The sequence below is a fragment of the Tateyamaria sp. genome (assembly GCF_039945315.1).
GTDB lineage: Bacteria > Pseudomonadota > Alphaproteobacteria > Rhodobacterales > Rhodobacteraceae > Tateyamaria.
This window is the reverse complement of the sequence record NZ_JBDUXB010000054.1, coordinates 16,177-34,201: the sequence shown is the minus strand read 5'-3', so window position 1 is coordinate 34,201 and position 18,025 is coordinate 16,177. Positions and strand designations below refer to the sequence as shown.

The following is an 18,025-nucleotide window of genomic DNA, read 5'->3' as shown; positions in this document are numbered from 1 at the left end:
CTAGGTCGGCAATAAGAGCTTTTGCAACGCTGCCGCCATCACTTTGGCGCTGTCGAGCATATCAGTGATCCCAATCCATTCGTCAGGTTTGTGCGCCAGTTCCAATTCTCCCGGGCCGTAGGCGATGCAATTGTGCAATTGCCCGATGCGATCGATGTGTTTCTGGTCATACGAACCAGGCGAGGCCACGTAGGTCGGCTCGACCCCGAGAACGTCTTGAATAGCTGCATCTATGGTTTCAACAACGGGGGCTGATTTGTCAGTCATGGACGGCAACACAACGTTTAACTCGCGCATATCGTAGTCGAACTTGTCCCGCGATACTTTGAGTCCTTCAAGAAGGGCGACGATTTCGGCTCGTACCTCCTCAACGTTTTCCTCAACCAAAAACCGGCGGTCGATCACGATACGACAGCTGTCAGGCACACAATGGGCAGGCAAACCGTCGTAGTCATCACTTGGCTCAGCCTGACCGCCATGAATCGAATTGATATTCATTGTGGATTGTCGCGCACCGTCCGGCACCACCGGCATTTCCGTGCGGCGGGCGGCCATGGCGGGGAACAATTCAGTTTCGAATGTCTCAAGAACCGCCCCCATATGCCGCACGGCGCAATCACCAAGGAAGGGCATCGATCCGTGCGCGATTTCACCCTTTGTCTCAATCTCGGCCCACCAACCGCCGCGATGGCCCAGACATATGCGGTCTTTGTTAAGCGGTTCAGGGATAATCACATGTTGCACGCGGGATGGCGCGAAAAAGCCCTGTTCCGCAAGGTACGCCACACCTCCATAACCACCAGATTCTTCATCTGCCGTGGCGCTGATCTCGATGGCGCCCAAAAACTCGGGGTGTTCTTCAATGAACGCCTCAGCCGCAATGACAGAGGCCGCGAGACCCCCTTTCATGTCGCACGCGCCACGCCCGTAGATTTTGTCGCCTTCAATCTCGGCGCCAAACGGATCGCGTGTCCAACCTTGGCCAACTTCTACTACGTCGTGATGGCTGTTGAAATGCACACATTCACCAGCGTTTGTCCCAGCGCGCCGCGCTACGAGATTCCAACGGGGATAGCTGTCGCTGTCCCCGGGCGTACCAGTGGCGCGGATCATCTGGGTTTCAAACCCATGCGCTTTCAGCCGCGCATCCACCAGCGCGCAGATATCGTGATAGTGTCGGCCCGGTGGGTTTAACGTAGGGATGCGGATCAACGCTTGGGTCAGCGCGATCAAATCATCCCGTTTGTCATCAATGCGAGTGAACAGTGTCATGACCTGAGTGTTGAGCTATCAAGCCTCATTGGCAAGGGCATGCCTGTAGCGACCGGATTGTTCGCGCCAGATTCTTTGAGATTATCAAAGAACTATCTAAAGTTTGCCCAAAGGCACCTTCAAGGCCATGTCACCCTCAGTATCGCGCGGTATTTCGCCAGCCCGCATGTTGACCTGTAGGGCCGGGATGATCAACGAAGGCATAGCGAGTTGCGCGTCCCGCTCTGTACGGAACTTGATGAAATCCTCGCGCGTTTTGCCGCCACCAACATGGATGTTCTTGTCCCGCTCTTCGGCAACGGTTGTTTCCCACGCAATCGCCCGTCCACCGGGGCCGTAATCATGGCAGATAAACAAACGCATCTCGTCGGGCAGCGCCAGCACACGCATGATGCTGTCATACAACTCGCCCGCATCACCACCGGGAAAATCCGCGCGGGCTGAGCCGCCATCCGGCATGAACAACGTGTCCCCGACAAAAGCTGCATCGCCCATCACATGGACCATGCAGGCAGGTGTATGCCCGGGCGTGTGCATCGCAAAACACGTCATTGCCCCTATTGAATAAGTGTCGTTGTCCTTGAAAAGCGCATCAAATTGCGAACCATCGCGCTGAAATTCTGTGCCCTCGTTAAACACTTTGCCGAAGGTATCTTGGATTTCAGTAATTTTGGACCCGATGCCGATTTTGCCGCCCAGTGCCTCCTGAATGTAGGGCGCGCCGGAAAGGTGATCGGCATGGACATGCGTTTCAATGATCCAGTCGAGCCTGAGTTTATTTGCTTTGATGTGTTCAATAATGGCATCGGCACCATCAAAGTTGAGCTTTCCTGCTGCATAATCGATGTCCATCACTGCATCGATCACGGCACATCCGGGCCCGTCAGGCTCCTGCACCACATATGAAATGGTGTTGGACCGATTGTCGAAGAACGGAGTAACAGTTGGTGTTTTGGTCATGTCAGGTGTCATGCTTGGCTCCCTGTATTTGTGCACTGCGCCCGGCTCTCGCATTGGGATCTCTCGCACAAGATCAGCGTTCGTTGCCCGACTGTGGCAGGGCGCAACATGTGGGACAAGTCTTTTGCTGCGGCGCCTGCGTGTCCGGACATGAGATCAAACACCACGGGTGTTCATACCACTCGTATTATTTCACATAATCCGCATTACAAGCAGCAGAAGGCCACGCGACAACCCCAAGCGATGCGACTATACGGCTTGAGTAGCAGCGACTGCGCGTTGCCAACGCGCGTAAGCCTCTTCTCGCTCTGCCTCTGCCAAAGCGGGTTCAAACCGGGCTTCGCGTGCCCAAGTTGCTGCAAAACCGGCCGCATCCGGATAAACACCCGCTCGCATGCCAGCCAACCAAGCAGCACCGAGCGCTGTGGTTTCCAGACCTTGAGGCCGGTCCACCGGTGCGCCCAACATGTCTGATAGAAACTGCATTGCCCAATTGTTCGCACTCAAACCACCGTCGACGCGCAAAACGGCTGCGTCTCCATCCGGCCAGTCGGCGCGCATCGCCTCCCACAAGTCCCGCGTTTGAAAGCCAATGCTTTCCAGTGCAGCACGCGCCATGTCGGCTGGCCCCGTGTCACGAGTAAGCCCGTAGACCGCACCTCGACAGTCCGGATTCCAATATGGTGCGCCCAGACCTGTAAAGGCAGGCACCAGTGTGACATCACCTCGGCCTTGCTCGGCCAGCCCTTGGGTTTCTGATGCGGATCCGATGATGCCAAGCCCATCCCGCAGCCATTGGACGACCGCGCCTGCAATAAAGATGGACCCTTCAAGCGCATAGGTCGGCGTACTGTCCAGCTGATAGGCAACCGTAGTCAGCAAGCGGTTGTTGGACGTCACAGGAGCAGACCCTGTGTTGAGCAATGCAAAGCACCCCGTGCCATAGGTCGATTTCAACATGCCCGGTTCAAAGCAGGCCTGCCCGATGGTCGCCGCCTGTTGATCGCCGGCCACGCCGTAAATGGGCGTTTCACCGCCAAGGATATCAGTTATTCCAAAGTCAGAGGCACAGTCGCGGACCTCAGGCAGCATCTGCTTGGGGATGTCCAACATAGTGCACATCTCGGCGCTCCATGCGCCTTTGTGAATGTCATATAGCATGGTGCGTGCAGCATTTGTGGCGTCAGTGACGTGGGCGCGGCCCCCGGTCATGTGCCAGATCAGAAAACTGTCGACTGTTCCAAACAGCAACTTGCCTGCTGCGGCTTTCTCTCTTGATCCGTCGTGTTGATCCAGAATCCATTTGACTTTGGTCGCCGAAAAATAGGGGTCCAACAGCAGTCCGGTGATCGCCGTCACGCGATCTCCGTGCCCTTGGCCGCGCAGGGTTTCACACATCTGTGCGGTGCGTCGATCCTGCCATACAATGGCATTGTGTAGTGGCTCGCCTGTTTCCGCGTCCCAGATGACCGTCGTTTCGCGTTGGTTGGTGATGCCGATGGCGGCAATGTCAGACGGACCAAGCCCAGTCGTTTCCATCACTTCTTTGCACGTGGATTGCACGGTGGCCCACAGGTCGCTTGGGTCGTGTTCCACCCACCCACTGGCGGGGAAGTGCTGGGGAAACTCCTGCTGCGCGCTGGCAACTGGGGTCATGTCTGGCCCAAACACAATGGCCCGCGAGGATGTTGTGCCCTGATCGATTGCCAGAATGTGAGTCATGTCCATTAGTCCTTGGTTCAGTTGCGCCGTGCAAAAGTCTGGACAGGTTTAGGACATGCAACGGGCTGCATCAATCGCCAGAGTTACCGTTCCGGCGCGATATCCTTGAAGCCCAAAAGGACAGCCGCACCAATCATGAGGCCTCCGCTGATCCGGTTTATGACTGTCAGAGACATGTTCTTGAGCCGAACGGCCACGCGGGCCCCAGCCCATCCCCACAGCACAAGCGTCACCCCGTCCACAATCAGATAGGTGATCCCAAGGATCACCAACTGTGGCAGAATAGAAGCGTTAGGGTCGATGAACTGTGGAAAGAGGGCAGCAAAGAAGACCACGGCATATGGGTTTGTCATCGATGTGACGAAACCCATACGGAACAGTCCGGTTCGGCGCGGTTCAGGTATCGCCTGTTCTGGCCCCTGCGCTCCGCGCGGAATTACGAGCTGCACCCCAATCCAAGCGAGGTATGCAACTCCGATCCACTTGATCCACCCAAAGGCTTGCGCCGACGTTGCGATGATCGCCGCGAGGCCAAAGGCCGCTGCTGTCATCTGCAAAACGTTTGCGCTCAGGTCCCCACAGATAACCCAAAGGCTCCGTCTCAGCCCGTGTTTCATAGCATTGGAGACAATAAGAAATTGGCTTGTATCGGGTGGCGTGGCGAAAAAGACCGCGACGGCGGCCAGGTAAAGCAGATAGGTTTCTACGCTCACACCCGCGCAGCCTGCGCCAAATCAGCGCCAAAGATCGTGTCCGCATGATCTGCGAGGTAAATTCGCAGCCATGGCGTAAACCGATCCGGCTGACGACGCACCAAGGCTATCAAGTCGTAGTAATCCATCCACTCAATCGCCATGACTTCTTCGGGGTTGGGTGCAACCACCAAACTGTCCGTGCCGCGGCCCAGATAGACATCGACCACTTCATGTTCGATCAAGCCGTTTCCAACATCAGCGCGGTATTCCAAATGGTGACGATGTTCGAGTGGCAGGCCCGTGATGCCAAGCTCTTCCTCAAGACGACGCACGGCGCAGACAGATGGTGCCTCTTCCCAGTCAGGATGGGTACAGCACGTGTTCGCCCACAGACCGGGCGTGTGATACTTGCCCATCGCGCGTTGCTGCATCAGAACTTCGGTGCCGCGTACCACAAACACCGATACGGCCTTGTGACGCAGACCGCGCTTGTGCGCATCCAGCTTTTCGACCGGGGTCAATGTTCCATCGACCCATGCAGGGATCATTATGCTCATACGTGGTTTGCCTTAACGAGGCCGGTCAGGTGGGCCATGTTCTTGATACCAATTTTCAGGTGGGCCATGGGACGGGCGCGCACCAGTTTCTTGTTCATATACGCCTCAAAGGTCAGGCGTTGCACGTCGACATCATGACACAGGGATACAAAGCGTTCGCGCCGGTTGTCGCTGCGATAGTACGCGTTCTGCATCGATGCGAGAACCCGGAACACCATCTTGTGCTCGCGCATAAAAAGTTTGCGGGCCAGTTTCAGATCCTTGACGCGACCCGAGGCCAGCGTCGCCGCACAAGCCGTAGCCGCCACCCGGCCCCCAACCATCGCATAGTAAATGCCCTCGCCCGAAGACGGGGCAACGACACCTGCGGCATCTCCGGCCAACACCACGTCTTTGCCGTTGTCCCAACAATCCAGCGGCTTGAGCGGGATGGGCGCGCCTTCGCGGCGCAGGGTTTCGCAGTGATCAAGGCCAGACGCCGTACGCAAAGCCGCCGTCGCTTTTTTCAGATCAACCGAGGACTGCTCAGAGCCCATGCCCACACTGGCACTGTCTCCATGCGGGAACACCCAGCCGTAGAAATCCGGAGAAATCGCACCGTCATAGATCACGTCACAACGAACCGGATCATAGACTTCCGTCTTCGGCGGTGCCTTGATGATCTCGTGATAGGCAAAGACCAGGGGGACCTTGTCGGCATCCTTGACCTCGGCCAGACCGACGCGGGATTTGGCGCCATCCGCCCCGATCACCAGTTTGCAGGGCAACTTGCGTTCTTCCTGCGTGGCCTTGTCGCGGTAAATGACGACAGGTGAGCCCTCGGGCCGCTCGATCCGCACAAAGGTGCCGGTAAAATACTCGGCACCCGCTTCAGCTGCACGTTCACGCAGGAAGGGGTCAAAGTCCTTTCGATCCACCATGCCGACAAAGCCGTTTTCAATGGGGATATCGACATGGCGACCCGTGGGAGAAATCATGCGGGCCGTTGTGACTTTGGTCAGCAACTGGTCTTCGGCAATGTGAAAATCCTGCATCAGCCGCGGAGGGATGGCTCCACCACACGGCTTGATCCTTCCCTCGCGGTCCAGAAGGGCGACGGAGTGACCCGAGCGTACCAGATCTTCGGCCGCAGTGGCCCCGGACGGACCTCCACCCACTACAACAACGTCATGCATCAGATCATTCCCCCGGAACCAAGGTTGCATCATTCATTTGTGGCGCCTGCATCACCCGCGCGGCCACGATGGCTGCGACAAGGAACAGGGCTGCTTCGAGTGTGAAGACGACGCCATAGGCGGCAGCGTCCGGTAATATCATGCGGCTCAGATCAAGCATGCCTGTGGCAACCAGACCGGCCAAGCCGGCGGCGACGGCTTGTGCAGCACCAAACACACCCATCCGGGTGCCCGTGGCACGGGCGTGTGCGGCCGCAAGTTGCATCATGGATCCAACGGCACCAACAACGAACAGACCATTGCCCAAACCCAAAACAACCGTGCTTGGCGTCAGCGGTAGCCCCGCGCCCAATCCCAAAAGACCAGCGGCAGACAGGACACACCCGACCACAGCCCAGAACCGCAAAGTCCCACGTCCAAAATGCGACATAATACCTGCACCGATCATCCCCATTAGCGCCGCACCATCCTTGCCTCCCGACAGCTTGGTGCTATCTTCGGGGCTGAGCCCGTGGACATGACCCGCAAAGGGTTCGAAAATCAGTTCAGACAGGTAAAAGGCGAGGATCGACAGAAAGACAAAGCCTGTAAAACGGCGTGCGATAGGATCATCCCATGTGGCGCGCAGCGCCTCCCTGAGAGGCTTATCAGTTGCCGATGGTGCATAGGTCGCATCGCGTTCAACACGCCACGTAGCAAGAACGCAGAGAAGCACCGCGATGAAGACAACGACCGCGACCACATTGACGAGGCGTTCAGGGCTATAGGGTTCAAGTGCGATACCGGTTCCGATCGAGGCCGCGATGGCACCCGCTATCAGGAAAAGCCATGCCAACGTGGCCACACCACCTTTGCGCGGGCCAGATGCGCTGGCCAAAAGGGCCAGGAACGACGTACCCGCAGCCCCGACTCCGAGGCCAATCGCGGCATAAGAGACGACCCAGATGGCAAGTGCGGTGGTTACAGATGCTTCGGCCACTCCAATACCCCAGGCCGCACCCAGAACACCCGCACCAACAACAGTCATTCCGCCTAGGATAAAGGGTGTTCGACCACCTTTTGCATCAGACCTATGCCCCCACATGGGTCGCGTGAGTTGTACACCATAATGCAGGGCAACCAAGAGACCGGGCAGCAACGCAGGCAAGGCCAGTTCGACCGTCATCAACCGATTGAACAAGTTCACAGGTAAAGCAGCAAGACCACCAATCGCGGCGTTCACCAGACACAGGCGTGCCAATGTCCCCCAACCCTCGCTCATCCCAATCCCCTCAGAGCAAAGGCGGCAATCATCATGCCTGAGACGTAAAGCAAAACCCCTGTGCCATTGTACCAAGGGGCCTTGGCACGTGGGTCTTTGAACATCACTGCCATCGCACAGAACTGAATAGCAAGGACAGCCACAACTCCTGCGCCATGCAAAGGCCGATCCCAGACGAACAACAGCGCGATGACAATCATCTGAGGGATGGCCATCACCGCGCAGGCAACCTGCGCAGCTCGGCGTGGGCCCAGAGTCACAGGCAGGGAATTCACGCCCATCTGCTTGTCACCTTCCAGCGCTTTGAAGTCATTGAGAGTCATTATGCCGTGTGCGCCAAGCCCATAAAGCAACGCCACCACCAACACCTCAGCGCGAGGCGCACCCGCACTCAGCACGGCGGCTCCGGTAATCCAAGGCAGGGTTTCATAACTTAGACCGACAAGGCCCGGGCCCCACCAACCTGAACGTTTGAGGCGCACGGGCTCTGCCGAATAGACCCATGCGGCAATCACCCCGACAACGGTGGCACCAAATCCCCACGGGCCAAGTTGCCAACCGACAAAAAGAGAGAGGGCCGACATCGCCAGCGCGATCCACAGCCCCCACCGACCCGGGATACGCCCCGACGGGATCGGACGATCAGGTTCGTTGATGGCGTCCACATGGCGATCACACCAATCATTGGCAGCTTGCGACATCCCGCAAACGATCGGACCAGCCAGCAAAATGCCCAACAAAACGAGATGCCATTGCCCCGCCACCGTAGCCCCAGATGCAATGAGACCGCAGACATAGGCCCACATCGGCGGGAACCACGTGATCGGCTTGATCAAACGCAGAGCAGCCGCAGGCTCGGGATAGCGGCGCTGAGACAGGGACTGGCTGGCTTCCATAGTGTCAACTATGGCTGACACTTTGAGTCGGCGCAAGTGTCAGGTCGGCTTGACGCGGTTGCTCAGCTGTCTTTGCTAAGAAGACCGAATTTGCGCAGTTTAACGTATAGTGACTGGCGCGACAAACCAAGCATCTCGGCCGCCGCGACACGATTGTTGCGTGTAAGGTTCACAGCTGTCTCAATGCACATCTTTTCGACGACATCCGTGGTTTCGGCCACAATTTCCTTGAGCGAGGCCGATCCAACCAGATCCATGACGTTCCGGCCAGGATCGGGCAGGTTTGTCGATGGGCTGTCGGCCTTGCGCACAACTTCAAGCCGACTAACATCGCGTAGGATCAGGGCAATGGCAGGGTGTTCGGGATCTTCAAGTCGGGCTGCCGACACTTCGACAGGAACACGTGCGCCAAGATCATTCACCAGCCGCGTCGCATACACACGCATCTGACCGGCTTTGGCCGCGTTTTCCAGCAGCACGCCCATATCAATCTGTCCACGTGACATGAAGTCGGCGAGCGAAGCCCCGACGACATCACTCAGGTGCGCAGCCCCTATCAGATCAAGGAATGCATCATTCACCGACAAAACAGTGCCACGTGCATCGATAAAAACAATTGAATCCGTCGTTGACCGAAAGAGCGCAACGGCGTGACGTGCAGAGGTATCTGGTTGTACAGACACAAAGTCTTCGCCGCGCAAACGGCACATCAGAACACGCTGTCCAGCTGTACGGAACACGGTTGGGTGAATCTCAATCGTTTGGCGGGTTCGTGTGGCACGCACCGAAATTGGATCCGCATCCTCGGACAAAGTCGCGTTCATCAAGCTTTCTGTCAGCTCCGCGCCAGAGCGGTCCGAGAACAGGCTGGCAAACGTCGCCCCCATCAGCGTCTCGGTTTTTAAACCCAAAAGAGCCGCGGCATGATCGTTTGCGTCTTCAATGCGCCCGGTCTGAACGGAAAGGAACACAACAGCATCGTCGACGTTACCCATGACCACACGGTAACGGGTGTCAAATTCCCGGCGCGCTTCGTAGCCCTGTTCAAGGGCAATTTGCGCCTGCACAAGTTGCTGTTGTGTTTCAGCAATAGGACGCAAATCACGACCTAACAGCAATACAGCGTTTTCATGACCAAAGCGGTGGAACGTGTAGCGGACCGGGTATTGCCAGGTCGCATTGTCCAGATGGTTCAGCTCAAGCGACTTTTTGGGCGGAGTTCCAGACAAGTATGCGCCATGCGCCGCCTGAAACTTTTCAATGCTTTCCTCAGTCAGGAAATCAACTAAAGCGCGTCCTTCCCAATGGTTCAAATTGCCAAAGCTGTCATCCTGCGCGTTGATCAGCACCGACAGAATCGTGCCCTCGGCAGAGACCACGAGCGCAATGTCAGACGCCGCCGCAATGATACTGCTTAGAAATTGAGGTTCGATCAGCGGCACGGCGCCGCTTGACCAGAAATCGCTGCCGCCAGTTTTCATTGCAGGCCCAACGCCCTTTTGCGCTTGGCACAAAATCCGACCACTTCTGTCGCTACATTTGTCACGAGATCGACGCCTGTCTGCTTTCTTATTTCTTCCAGATTTCCGCGCAACGGCCCACCAATAGCCAGCACGGGCACGGGATCTGCCGCTGCCTGTATCTGTTTTACAGTTTTGACGACCAATGCCAATGCATCTATGCGTGCACACGACATTAATACCATATCAGGCTTGTCCACACTGACACGTGTTTTGATCTGTTCTGCGGTTTCGGAAATCGCAAGACTGACATCGCACCCTGCGCGGCGCAGCTGTGCTGCAACGACGCTGGCACCCAGAAAGTGCTGCTCCCCCTCTGGCACGACGATCAGCGCTTCAAGAGCATCGCGCGGTGCTTGCCCAGCCCACACCAACCCATTTGACGCCTCGGCCAACAGCGATTGCAAGCGCAGCGCGCCAATGGTCACATCGGCAAAGGAAACATCCGAACACATCCACTGATCGCCCAACTGAACAGCCGCTTGCGGTATATAAAGATCGACGATGACATCACTGGTCAGTCTAAACCCGCGCAACTCGTCCAATACGCACGCGGGGTCAAAACCTGATTTGCTCAACAACGCACGCCCAAGATAATCGAGAGCAATCTGGCGCACACCCGCAACTGTCACGGTTTGACGCTCACACAGCACCGAAATCACCTGACTGGCCAGCGGCTCAATCCCGGTGCCACCCTCTCCAAGGGCGGCGCTCGTGCCAAATGTGTCGTCTTGCGCCATGGATGACCTCGATCCGTTCAAACGCAATGAACAACTCTTGCGCGTCAGAGTCGTGGATACGCATAAAAACACTCTGCCTCGACACGCACAATGTCAACTCTGTTTGACAGTTTGCAGCACCTCAGCCCGAATAGTTTTTCCCTCTAGCATGTTTTTACCCATAAAAATAGCATTATTCCACCATTTCCCGCCTTTTGCCCGGGCATGGACGGCAACCTCCTGCACATATCAAGAGTGTAACTTTTAATTGACACTTTTCCACACAAGCCAGTAGTTTCGAGAGCATGAATTCAAGCCAAAGGCACGACAACATGTCGATGCACACTCAAGCACAGCGCGCGCCACTCGGGCTCTATACCCCAGAAGAACGCAAGCGACGCGACGCCACGATCTGGACCCCTGTTCAAGGGGTCTTGGCCCCCTTGCAGTTTGTGGTTTTTCTCATCTCGTTGGTTCTGGTTCTGCGCTATCTGGCGACGGGCGAGGGGTACCTTATCGCCACCTGGTCCATCGTGCTTAAAACCGCAGTGCTTTATGTGATCATGGTAACCGGCGCGATCTGGGAAAAAGTTGTTTTTGGTCAATACCTTCTGGCACCAGCCTTTTTCTGGGAAGATGTGTTCTCCTTCTTCGTGATCGCACTGCACACAGCCTATCTTTGGGCCCTTTTTTCTGGCGCACTGGCGCCTCAATCCCTGATGCTATTAGCGCTCGCTGCCTATGCAGCCTACGTCATTAACGCCGTCCAGTTCGTGCTGAAACTGCGTGCCGCGCGCCTGCAGGCAAACACCCTGACGGAGGCTGCCGCATGACCGAAATTCCCCGCCTTCCAGCCACCGGCGGATGCCGCGATACGCCGATTCTCAAGCAACGCGGACAACGTGAAGTCTTCTGTGGGCTGACGGGAATCATCTGGCTGCACCGCAAGATGCAGGACGCCTTTTTCCTCGTCATCGGATCACGCACCTGTGCTCACTTACTCCAGTCAGCCGCTGGAGTGATGATTTTTGCGGAACCCCGGTTTGGCACAGCAATTCTAGAAGAAACCGATCTGGCAGGTCTGGCCGATGCGCAGGACGAATTGGACAAAGTCGTCACCGAACTGCTGGCCCGCCGTCCTGATATCAAGCAACTTTTCCTTGTCGGGTCCTGTCCTTCGGAAGTGATCAAACTAGACTTGGCCAAGGCGGCTGAAAGGATGACGCAAGCTCATGCGCCGAAAGTCCGCGTTCTGAATTTCTCCGGTTCCGGCATCGAAACGACATTTACGCAAGGTGAAGACGCCTGCCTTGCCTCAATGGTTCCGGTTTTGCCAAAAGACGATCAGCGCCAGCTACTGCTGGTCGGCGCCTTGCCGGACGTGGTCGAAGAACAAGCCATTGGTCTGCTTGAAGCAATGGGGATTGGCCCGATCAAAGTACTGCCTGCCCCCCGCGCAACGGATGACTTGGGTGTCGGTAGCGGCACGATCTATGCGCTGACTCAACCGTTTCTGGGTGACACGCATGATGCGCTGACGCGCCGCGGCGCACGCCATTTGCCCGCCCCCTTCCCTTTTGGCGAGGAAGGGACAACACAGTGGTTGGCCGCAATCGCATCTGAATTTGGCGTCTCGCTCGAATTGTTCGAACAAGTCACATCCGCCCCGCGTGCCCGTGCGCGCAAGGCCATTGCGCAAGCCGCCTTAGGTTTGCAAGGCAAATCAGTGTTCTTTTTCCCAGACAGCCAGTTGGAAATACCGCTGGCTCGATTCCTCACCCGAGAATGCGGGATGGAAGCAGTCGAGGTGAGTGCACCGTTCATTCACAAAGGCATTGTTGGCCCCGATCTCGACATGCTCGCCGAAGGACCCGTGATCTCAGAAGGACAAGACGTCGATCTACAACTTGACCGCGCGCGCGACGCTCGCCCCGACTTGACAGTCTGCGGTCTTGGCCTCGCCAATCCACTGGAAGCCGAAGGCCTTGCCACCAAGTGGGCCATCGAACTCGTTTTTACCCCTGTTCATTTCTACGAGCAGGCGGGCGATCTGGCAGGCCTGTTCTCTCGCCCGATCCGGCGAGCGGATCTGCTTAAGCTCGAGGCCACAGAATGAAGCTGACCGTCTGGACATATGAAGGCCCGCCCCATGTGGGCGCGATGCGAGTCGCAACCGGGATGAAAGGCCTGCACTATGTATTGCACGCACCCCAAGGCGATACATATGCCGACTTGCTGTTCACTATGATCGAACGGCGGGATCAGCGCCCGCCCGTCACCTATACGACTTTTCAGGCCCGCGATCTTGGAGCCGACACAGCCAATCTGTTCAAGACCGCCGCTCAGGATGCCTATGACCGGTTCAAACCCGAAGCAATCATTGTCGGCGCATCCTGCACGGCCGAACTGATTCAAGACGATCCCGGCGGCATGGCTGAAACTATGGGCCTGCCCGTACCGGTCATCGCATTGGAACTTCCCAGCTACCAGCGCAAAGAGAACTTTGGCGCGGACGAGACGTTCTATCAAATCGTCAAGGCGCTCGCCAAACCCATGGATCGCACCGCGCAAGTGACCGCAAACCTGATCGGCCCAACCGCGTTGGGCTTTCGCCATCGCGACGACATTCAGGAAGTCACCGCGCTACTTTCGGACATGGGCATCAGCGTCAATGTGGTCGCTCCCATGACATCCTCGCCAAGCGACATCGCTCGCATGGGAGCCGCACATTTCAATGTACTGATGTATCCTGAAACCGGAGAATCCGCCGCGCGTTGGATGGAAAAGGAACTCGGCCAGCCTTACACCAAAGTTGTGCCGATCGGCGTCGGCGCCACACGAGATTTTGTGGCGGAAGTCGCCGCGATCACGGGCAAGGACGCCTACCTTGATGACAGTCGCCTGCGCCTGCCTTGGTACTCTAAGTCGGTCGATTCCACTTACCTGACCGGCAAACGCGTGTTTATCTTTGGTGACGGCTCCCATGTTGTTGCCGCTGCCCGTGTGGCTCAGGACGAGATGGGCTTCGAAGTCGTTGGCATAGGTTGCTACAACCGCGAAATGGCCCGGCCAGTCCGCGCCAAAGCCAAAGAAATTGGCATCGAAGCGACCATCACGGACGACTACCTTGAAGTCGAGCGTGTCATTGAAAGCTTGCAGCCCGAGATGATCCTTGGCACCCAGATGGAGCGCCATATTGGCAAGCGTCTGGGCATTCCCTGTGCCGTCATCTCCGCCCCTGTACACGTGCAGGATTTCCCCGCCCGCTATTCCCCACAGATGGGGATCGAGGGCGCCAATGTGTTGTTTGACACTTGGGTGCATCCGCTGGTCATGGGGCTGGAAGAGCACCTGCTGCACATGTTCCGGGACGATTTCGAATTCCATGATGCAGCTGGACCAAGCCATCATGGCGGCCACACACCAAAACCCAGCGTCAACGCTGGATCACCGGCCCAAACCGCCTCCGAGTCTGCGCAAGGCATAGAGGTGATCTGGTTGGACGATGCGGAACGTGAATTGAAGAAGATCCCGTTCTTTGTACGCGGCAAGGCGCGGCGCAATACTGAAACGTTCGCAAGCGAACGAGGCGTTGCGCAGATTTCTGTCGATACACTCTACGAGGCAAAGGCCCATTATGCGCGATGAGACTGGCATAACGGGGCGCTTGCCCGGTTACCGCGTGGTGATCATCACGCTGGACAGCCATGCGGCTGGCCCTGCCATGCGCGCGATGGAACACTTGACCTCGGACTATCCGGGGCTCGATCTGCAGGTTCATGCCGCCGCCGAATGGGGCGAGAGCGCAGAGGCCTTTGAAGCGGCCGAAGAGGCCGTGCGCCACGGCGATATCATCATCGCAAACCTTTTGTTTCTCGAAGAACACGTGGCGCGAATCTTGCCCGCCCTGCAAGCGCGCCGCGATCACTGTGATGCAATGATTGGTGTCATTGCCGATGCCGAAGTGGTCCGATTAACCCGTATGGGTACGCTCGACATGACCGCCCCGCCCTCAACCATGGGCAAGCTGATGAAACGACTGCGCGGTTCATCCAAGCCCTCAACCGAGAGCGGCGCAAAAAAGATGGCGATGCTGCGCCGCTTACCCAAGATCCTCAAGTTCCTGCCAGGCAAAGCACAGGACCTGCGCGCTTGGTTCCTTGTCATGCAATACTGGCTTGGCGGGTCAGACGACAATGTGCGCGCAATGGTGCAGTTCCTGCTGAACCGCTATGCGACAGACACGGCTTGGGCCAAGGCGCCAGAGGCCGCCGCCCCCATCGAATACCCGGACACCGGCCTTTACCACCCGGATTTGCCCCAACGTATCACCACTGATCCCGGTGACATCCCAGGCCCTGTCGGTGCCACGCTGACAATTGGCCTGATCATGTTGCGCTCTTACGTTTTGTCGGCGGATACAGCCCATTACGACGGCGTAATACGCGCGTTCGAGGCCAAGGGCATGCGGGTTCTCCCCGCCTTTGCCGGAGGTCTGGATGCGCGCCCTGCGGTCGATGCGTATTTCCGCGGAGAACTTGATGCTCTTGTGTCTTTGACCGGCTTTAGCCTTGTGGGTGGACCCGCCTACAATGACAATGCCGCTGCTATACAGATGCTGGCGGAACTGGATGTTCCCTACCTTGCCGCCCACGCGCTGGAGTTCCAGACACTGGGACAGTGGGCGAACAGCACCGGCGGTTTGGGTCCGATCGAGACGACAATGTTGGTGGCCCTGCCGGAACTTGATGGCGCGGCCTGCCCCACCGTATTTGGCGGCCGCCTGGGCCCTGAGGGGTGTAATGGGTGCAATAAAAGATGCATGCCCCAGGCTGCGGCCAAAGCCATGGTGCCCTGCCCCGAGCGGATCGAAAAGCTGGCTGAAAAGACCCACCGTCTGGGCGAGCTGCGCCGTAAAGAAAATGCAGGCAAGAAGATTGCCGTCGTACTCTTCGGTTTTCCGCCAAATGCCGGAGCGGTCGGAACAGCGGCATATCTTTCTGTTTTTGAAAGCCTTTTTAATACATTGAACGAGATGAAAGCGCGTGGATACACCGTTGACGTCCCCGCAACCGTCGACGACTTGCGCGCGCAAGTGCTGCAAGGCAATGCGGCCCAATACGGGCAAGAGGCGAATGTCGCGGCGCATGTCGATGCCGACACCATTGTCCGCACCTCGCGTCATTTGGCGGAAGTCGAAGCTGTTTGGGGCCCTGCCCCCGGCCGCGCGCAATCGGATGGGCGCGGTGTCTTTGTACTAGGGGCCGAGATGGGCAACGTGTTCGTCGGGGTGCAACCTGCTTTCGGTTACGAGGGTGACCCGATGCGCCTGCTTTTTGAGCGTGGATTCGCCCCGACACATGCATTTACCACTTTCTATCAATGGCTGCGTGACACGTATCGCGCGGATGCGGTTCTCCACTTTGGCATGCACGGGGCGCTGGAGTTCATGCCAGGCAAACAGGCCGGGATGGGTGCACAGGATTGGCCGGATCGCCTGATTGGCGAGATGCCAAATATCTACTTGTATGCGGCCAACAACCCGTCCGAAGCCTCACTAGCCAAGCGCCGCTCGAACGCGGTGACGATCACACACCTCACTCCTCCGTTGTCTACAGCCGGTCTCTACAAGGGCATGGCAGAGCTAAAGGACAGCCTGACTCGCTGGCGCGCTATGCCAAACGACGAAGCCGCCCGCGCTGATATCGAAACGCTGATTGCGGAACAGGCGGATGCGGTTGATATGGGCGGGACTGCCCCCGAGGCACTATGGCTCAAACTGCTAGAAACCGAGGACGCGCTGATCCCAGATGGGCTGCACATCGTTGGCCAGCCGCTGAGCGATGCTGCGCGTGAAGAATACCTCGATCTCATGGCACACGCCGACAACGATGCGCGGGCGCGGGCTGACGCCCTTTTGAAAAAAGACACTGAACTAGCCGGTATCATGAACGCTTTGGATGCGCGGTTTACCTTGCCTGTTGCCGGTGGCGATTTGATCCGCTCGCCTGACATCCTGCCAACCGGGCGCAATATCCACGCCTTTGATCCGTTCCGCATGCCGACCGCTTATGCCTGTCGGGATGGTGCGAAACAGGCGCAACTGCTGCTTGAAACACACCCCACCCTGCCCCGCTCGATCGCTCTGGTGCTCTGGGGGTCCGACAACATCAAGTCTGACGGAGGGCCGATCGCCCAAGCGCTTGCATTGATGGGCTGCACGCCGCGTTTCGACAGTTTTGGCCGTCTAGCTGGCGCAGACCTGATCTCACTCGAAGAATTGGGCCGTCCCCGGATCGACGTCATCATGACACTCTCAGGCATTTTCCGCGATCTTTTGCCTTTGCAGAGCCACATGCTGGCTGAGGCTGCATTGAAATGTGCTGAAGCCGATGAGCCGCTGGATCAGAACTTTATCCGAGCGCACGCGCTTGCCTATGCCGAAACTCAGTGCTGCGAACTGAAGACGGCTGCCTTGCGTGTGTTCTCCAATGCCGAAGGCGCCTACGGGTCCAACGTGAACCAGCTGGTCGACAGTTCCGCCTTTGGGGAAGAAGACGAACTGGCCGACGCATATGAGACCCGCAAAAGCTTTGCTTACGGCGTCGATGGGAAGTCTGCTGCCAATCCCAAGCTGTTGCAGCAAGCGCTGGCGGATGTGGAACTGGCCTATCAGAACCTTGAATCGGTTGAATTGGGTGTCACTTCGGTGGATCACTATTTCGACACACTGGGCGGCATTGCGCGCGCCGTGAAACGCGCCCGTGGATCGGATGCGGCCGTTTACATCGGGGATCAGACACGCGGCGCGGCCAAGGTCCGGACCCTCAAGGATCAGGTGGCGCTGGAAACCCGGTCGCGCGCACTGAATCCAAAGTTCTTTGAAGGCTTGCTCAAGCATGGCGCCGAAGGTGTTCGCCAGATCGAAAGCCACGTGACCAATACAATGGGTTGGTCTGCGACGACGGGTCAGGTCGATGACTGGGTCTATCAACGGATTTCCGAGACCTTCGTTCTTGATGAAGAGATGCGCCAGCGTCTGGCGAATCTGAACCCAACCGCATCCAGCCGCATGGCCAACCGCCTGCTGGAAGCTTCAGACCGCAACTATTGGGCGCCGGACGCGGACACATTGGCAGCCCTGCAGGATGCGGCGGATGCATTGGAAGACAAACTTGAAGGGATTGCTGCCGAATGAGCCGTTGTTCCGACACATATGACGGGAACCTCCGGCAGGAGATTTCCTTG

General features: G+C 57.5%; 14 protein-coding genes. 4 read left to right on the top strand and 10 right to left on the bottom strand.

The window, feature by feature from the left end:
• The 10 genes from ABJD00_RS17760 to ABJD00_RS17715 all read right to left on the bottom strand — a co-directional run bounded on the left by ABJD00_RS17760 (position 1) and on the right by ABJD00_RS17715 (position 10,798).
• On the bottom strand, positions 1–1,272 hold the full coding sequence (locus ABJD00_RS17760; RefSeq protein ID WP_413836636.1) for an acetylornithine deacetylase/succinyl-diaminopimelate desuccinylase family protein: 1,272 nt from the start codon (positions 1,270–1,272) through the stop codon (positions 1–3).
• A 96-nt stretch (positions 1,273–1,368) separates the two neighbouring features.
• Entirely contained in the window at positions 1,369–2,244 is an 876-nt protein-coding gene (locus ABJD00_RS17755) for an MBL fold metallo-hydrolase (protein ID WP_413836633.1), read from the bottom strand.
• A 237-nt stretch (positions 2,245–2,481) separates the two neighbouring features.
• Positions 2,482–3,954: a glycerol kinase GlpK gene (gene glpK / locus ABJD00_RS17750; protein WP_413836631.1), complete on the bottom strand. Its 1,473-nt coding sequence runs from the start codon at positions 3,952–3,954 to the stop codon at positions 2,482–2,484.
• Between the two features lie 83 nt (positions 3,955–4,037).
• Positions 4,038–4,667, bottom strand: coding sequence for a LysE family translocator (locus tag ABJD00_RS17745; RefSeq protein WP_413836629.1), 630 nt, complete (start codon positions 4,665–4,667; stop codon positions 4,038–4,040).
• A complete protein-coding gene (gene idi / locus ABJD00_RS17740; RefSeq protein WP_413836627.1) occupies positions 4,664–5,206 on the bottom strand; it encodes an isopentenyl-diphosphate delta-isomerase in 543 nt (180 codons plus the stop codon). The genes ABJD00_RS17745 and idi overlap by 4 nt, the downstream gene beginning before the upstream one ends.
• Positions 5,203–6,381 (bottom strand): geranylgeranyl diphosphate reductase, encoded by a 1,179-nt coding sequence (locus tag ABJD00_RS17735; protein ID WP_413836625.1) that lies wholly within the window; start codon positions 6,379–6,381, stop codon positions 5,203–5,205. The genes idi and ABJD00_RS17735 overlap by 4 nt, the downstream gene beginning before the upstream one ends.
• 4 nt (positions 6,382–6,385) lie before the next feature.
• On the bottom strand, positions 6,386–7,642 hold the full coding sequence (locus ABJD00_RS17730) for an MFS transporter (protein WP_413836623.1): 1,257 nt from the start codon (positions 7,640–7,642) through the stop codon (positions 6,386–6,388).
• On the bottom strand, positions 7,639–8,538 hold the full coding sequence (gene chlG / locus ABJD00_RS17725; RefSeq protein ID WP_413836717.1) for a chlorophyll synthase ChlG: 900 nt from the start codon (positions 8,536–8,538) through the stop codon (positions 7,639–7,641). The genes ABJD00_RS17730 and chlG overlap by 4 nt, the downstream gene beginning before the upstream one ends.
• 62 nt (positions 8,539–8,600) lie before the next feature.
• A complete protein-coding gene (gene ppsR / locus ABJD00_RS17720; protein ID WP_413836621.1) occupies positions 8,601–10,019 on the bottom strand; it encodes a transcriptional regulator PpsR in 1,419 nt (472 codons plus the stop codon).
• On the bottom strand, positions 10,016–10,798 hold the full coding sequence (locus ABJD00_RS17715; protein ID WP_413836619.1) for a B12-binding domain-containing protein: 783 nt from the start codon (positions 10,796–10,798) through the stop codon (positions 10,016–10,018). Before ABJD00_RS17715 ends, ppsR begins: the two co-directional genes overlap by 4 nt.
• Positions 10,799–11,109: 311 nt before the next feature.
• Here ABJD00_RS17715 and bchF point away from each other — a divergent pair, with 311 nt between their 5' ends.
• From bchF to ABJD00_RS17695, 4 genes are read left to right on the top strand one after another with little or no spacing between them, the layout of a single operon-like run.
• Positions 11,110–11,610, top strand: coding sequence for a 2-vinyl bacteriochlorophyllide hydratase (gene bchF / locus ABJD00_RS17710; protein WP_413836617.1), 501 nt, complete (start codon positions 11,110–11,112; stop codon positions 11,608–11,610).
• Positions 11,607–12,893 carry a ferredoxin:protochlorophyllide reductase (ATP-dependent) subunit N gene (locus tag ABJD00_RS17705; RefSeq protein WP_413836615.1) on the top strand — a complete coding sequence of 429 codons (1,287 nt, stop codon included), beginning with the start codon at positions 11,607–11,609 and terminating at the stop codon, positions 12,891–12,893. Before bchF ends, ABJD00_RS17705 begins: the two co-directional genes overlap by 4 nt.
• Positions 12,890–14,425: a ferredoxin:protochlorophyllide reductase (ATP-dependent) subunit B gene (gene bchB / locus ABJD00_RS17700; protein ID WP_413836613.1), complete on the top strand. Its 1,536-nt coding sequence runs from the start codon at positions 12,890–12,892 to the stop codon at positions 14,423–14,425. Before ABJD00_RS17705 ends, bchB begins: the two co-directional genes overlap by 4 nt.
• Positions 14,415–17,975, top strand: a complete 3,561-nt coding sequence (locus ABJD00_RS17695; RefSeq protein ID WP_413836611.1) for a magnesium chelatase subunit H — start codon at positions 14,415–14,417, stop codon at positions 17,973–17,975. Before bchB ends, ABJD00_RS17695 begins: the two co-directional genes overlap by 11 nt.
• The last annotated feature ends 50 nt before the right edge of the window (positions 17,976–18,025 follow it).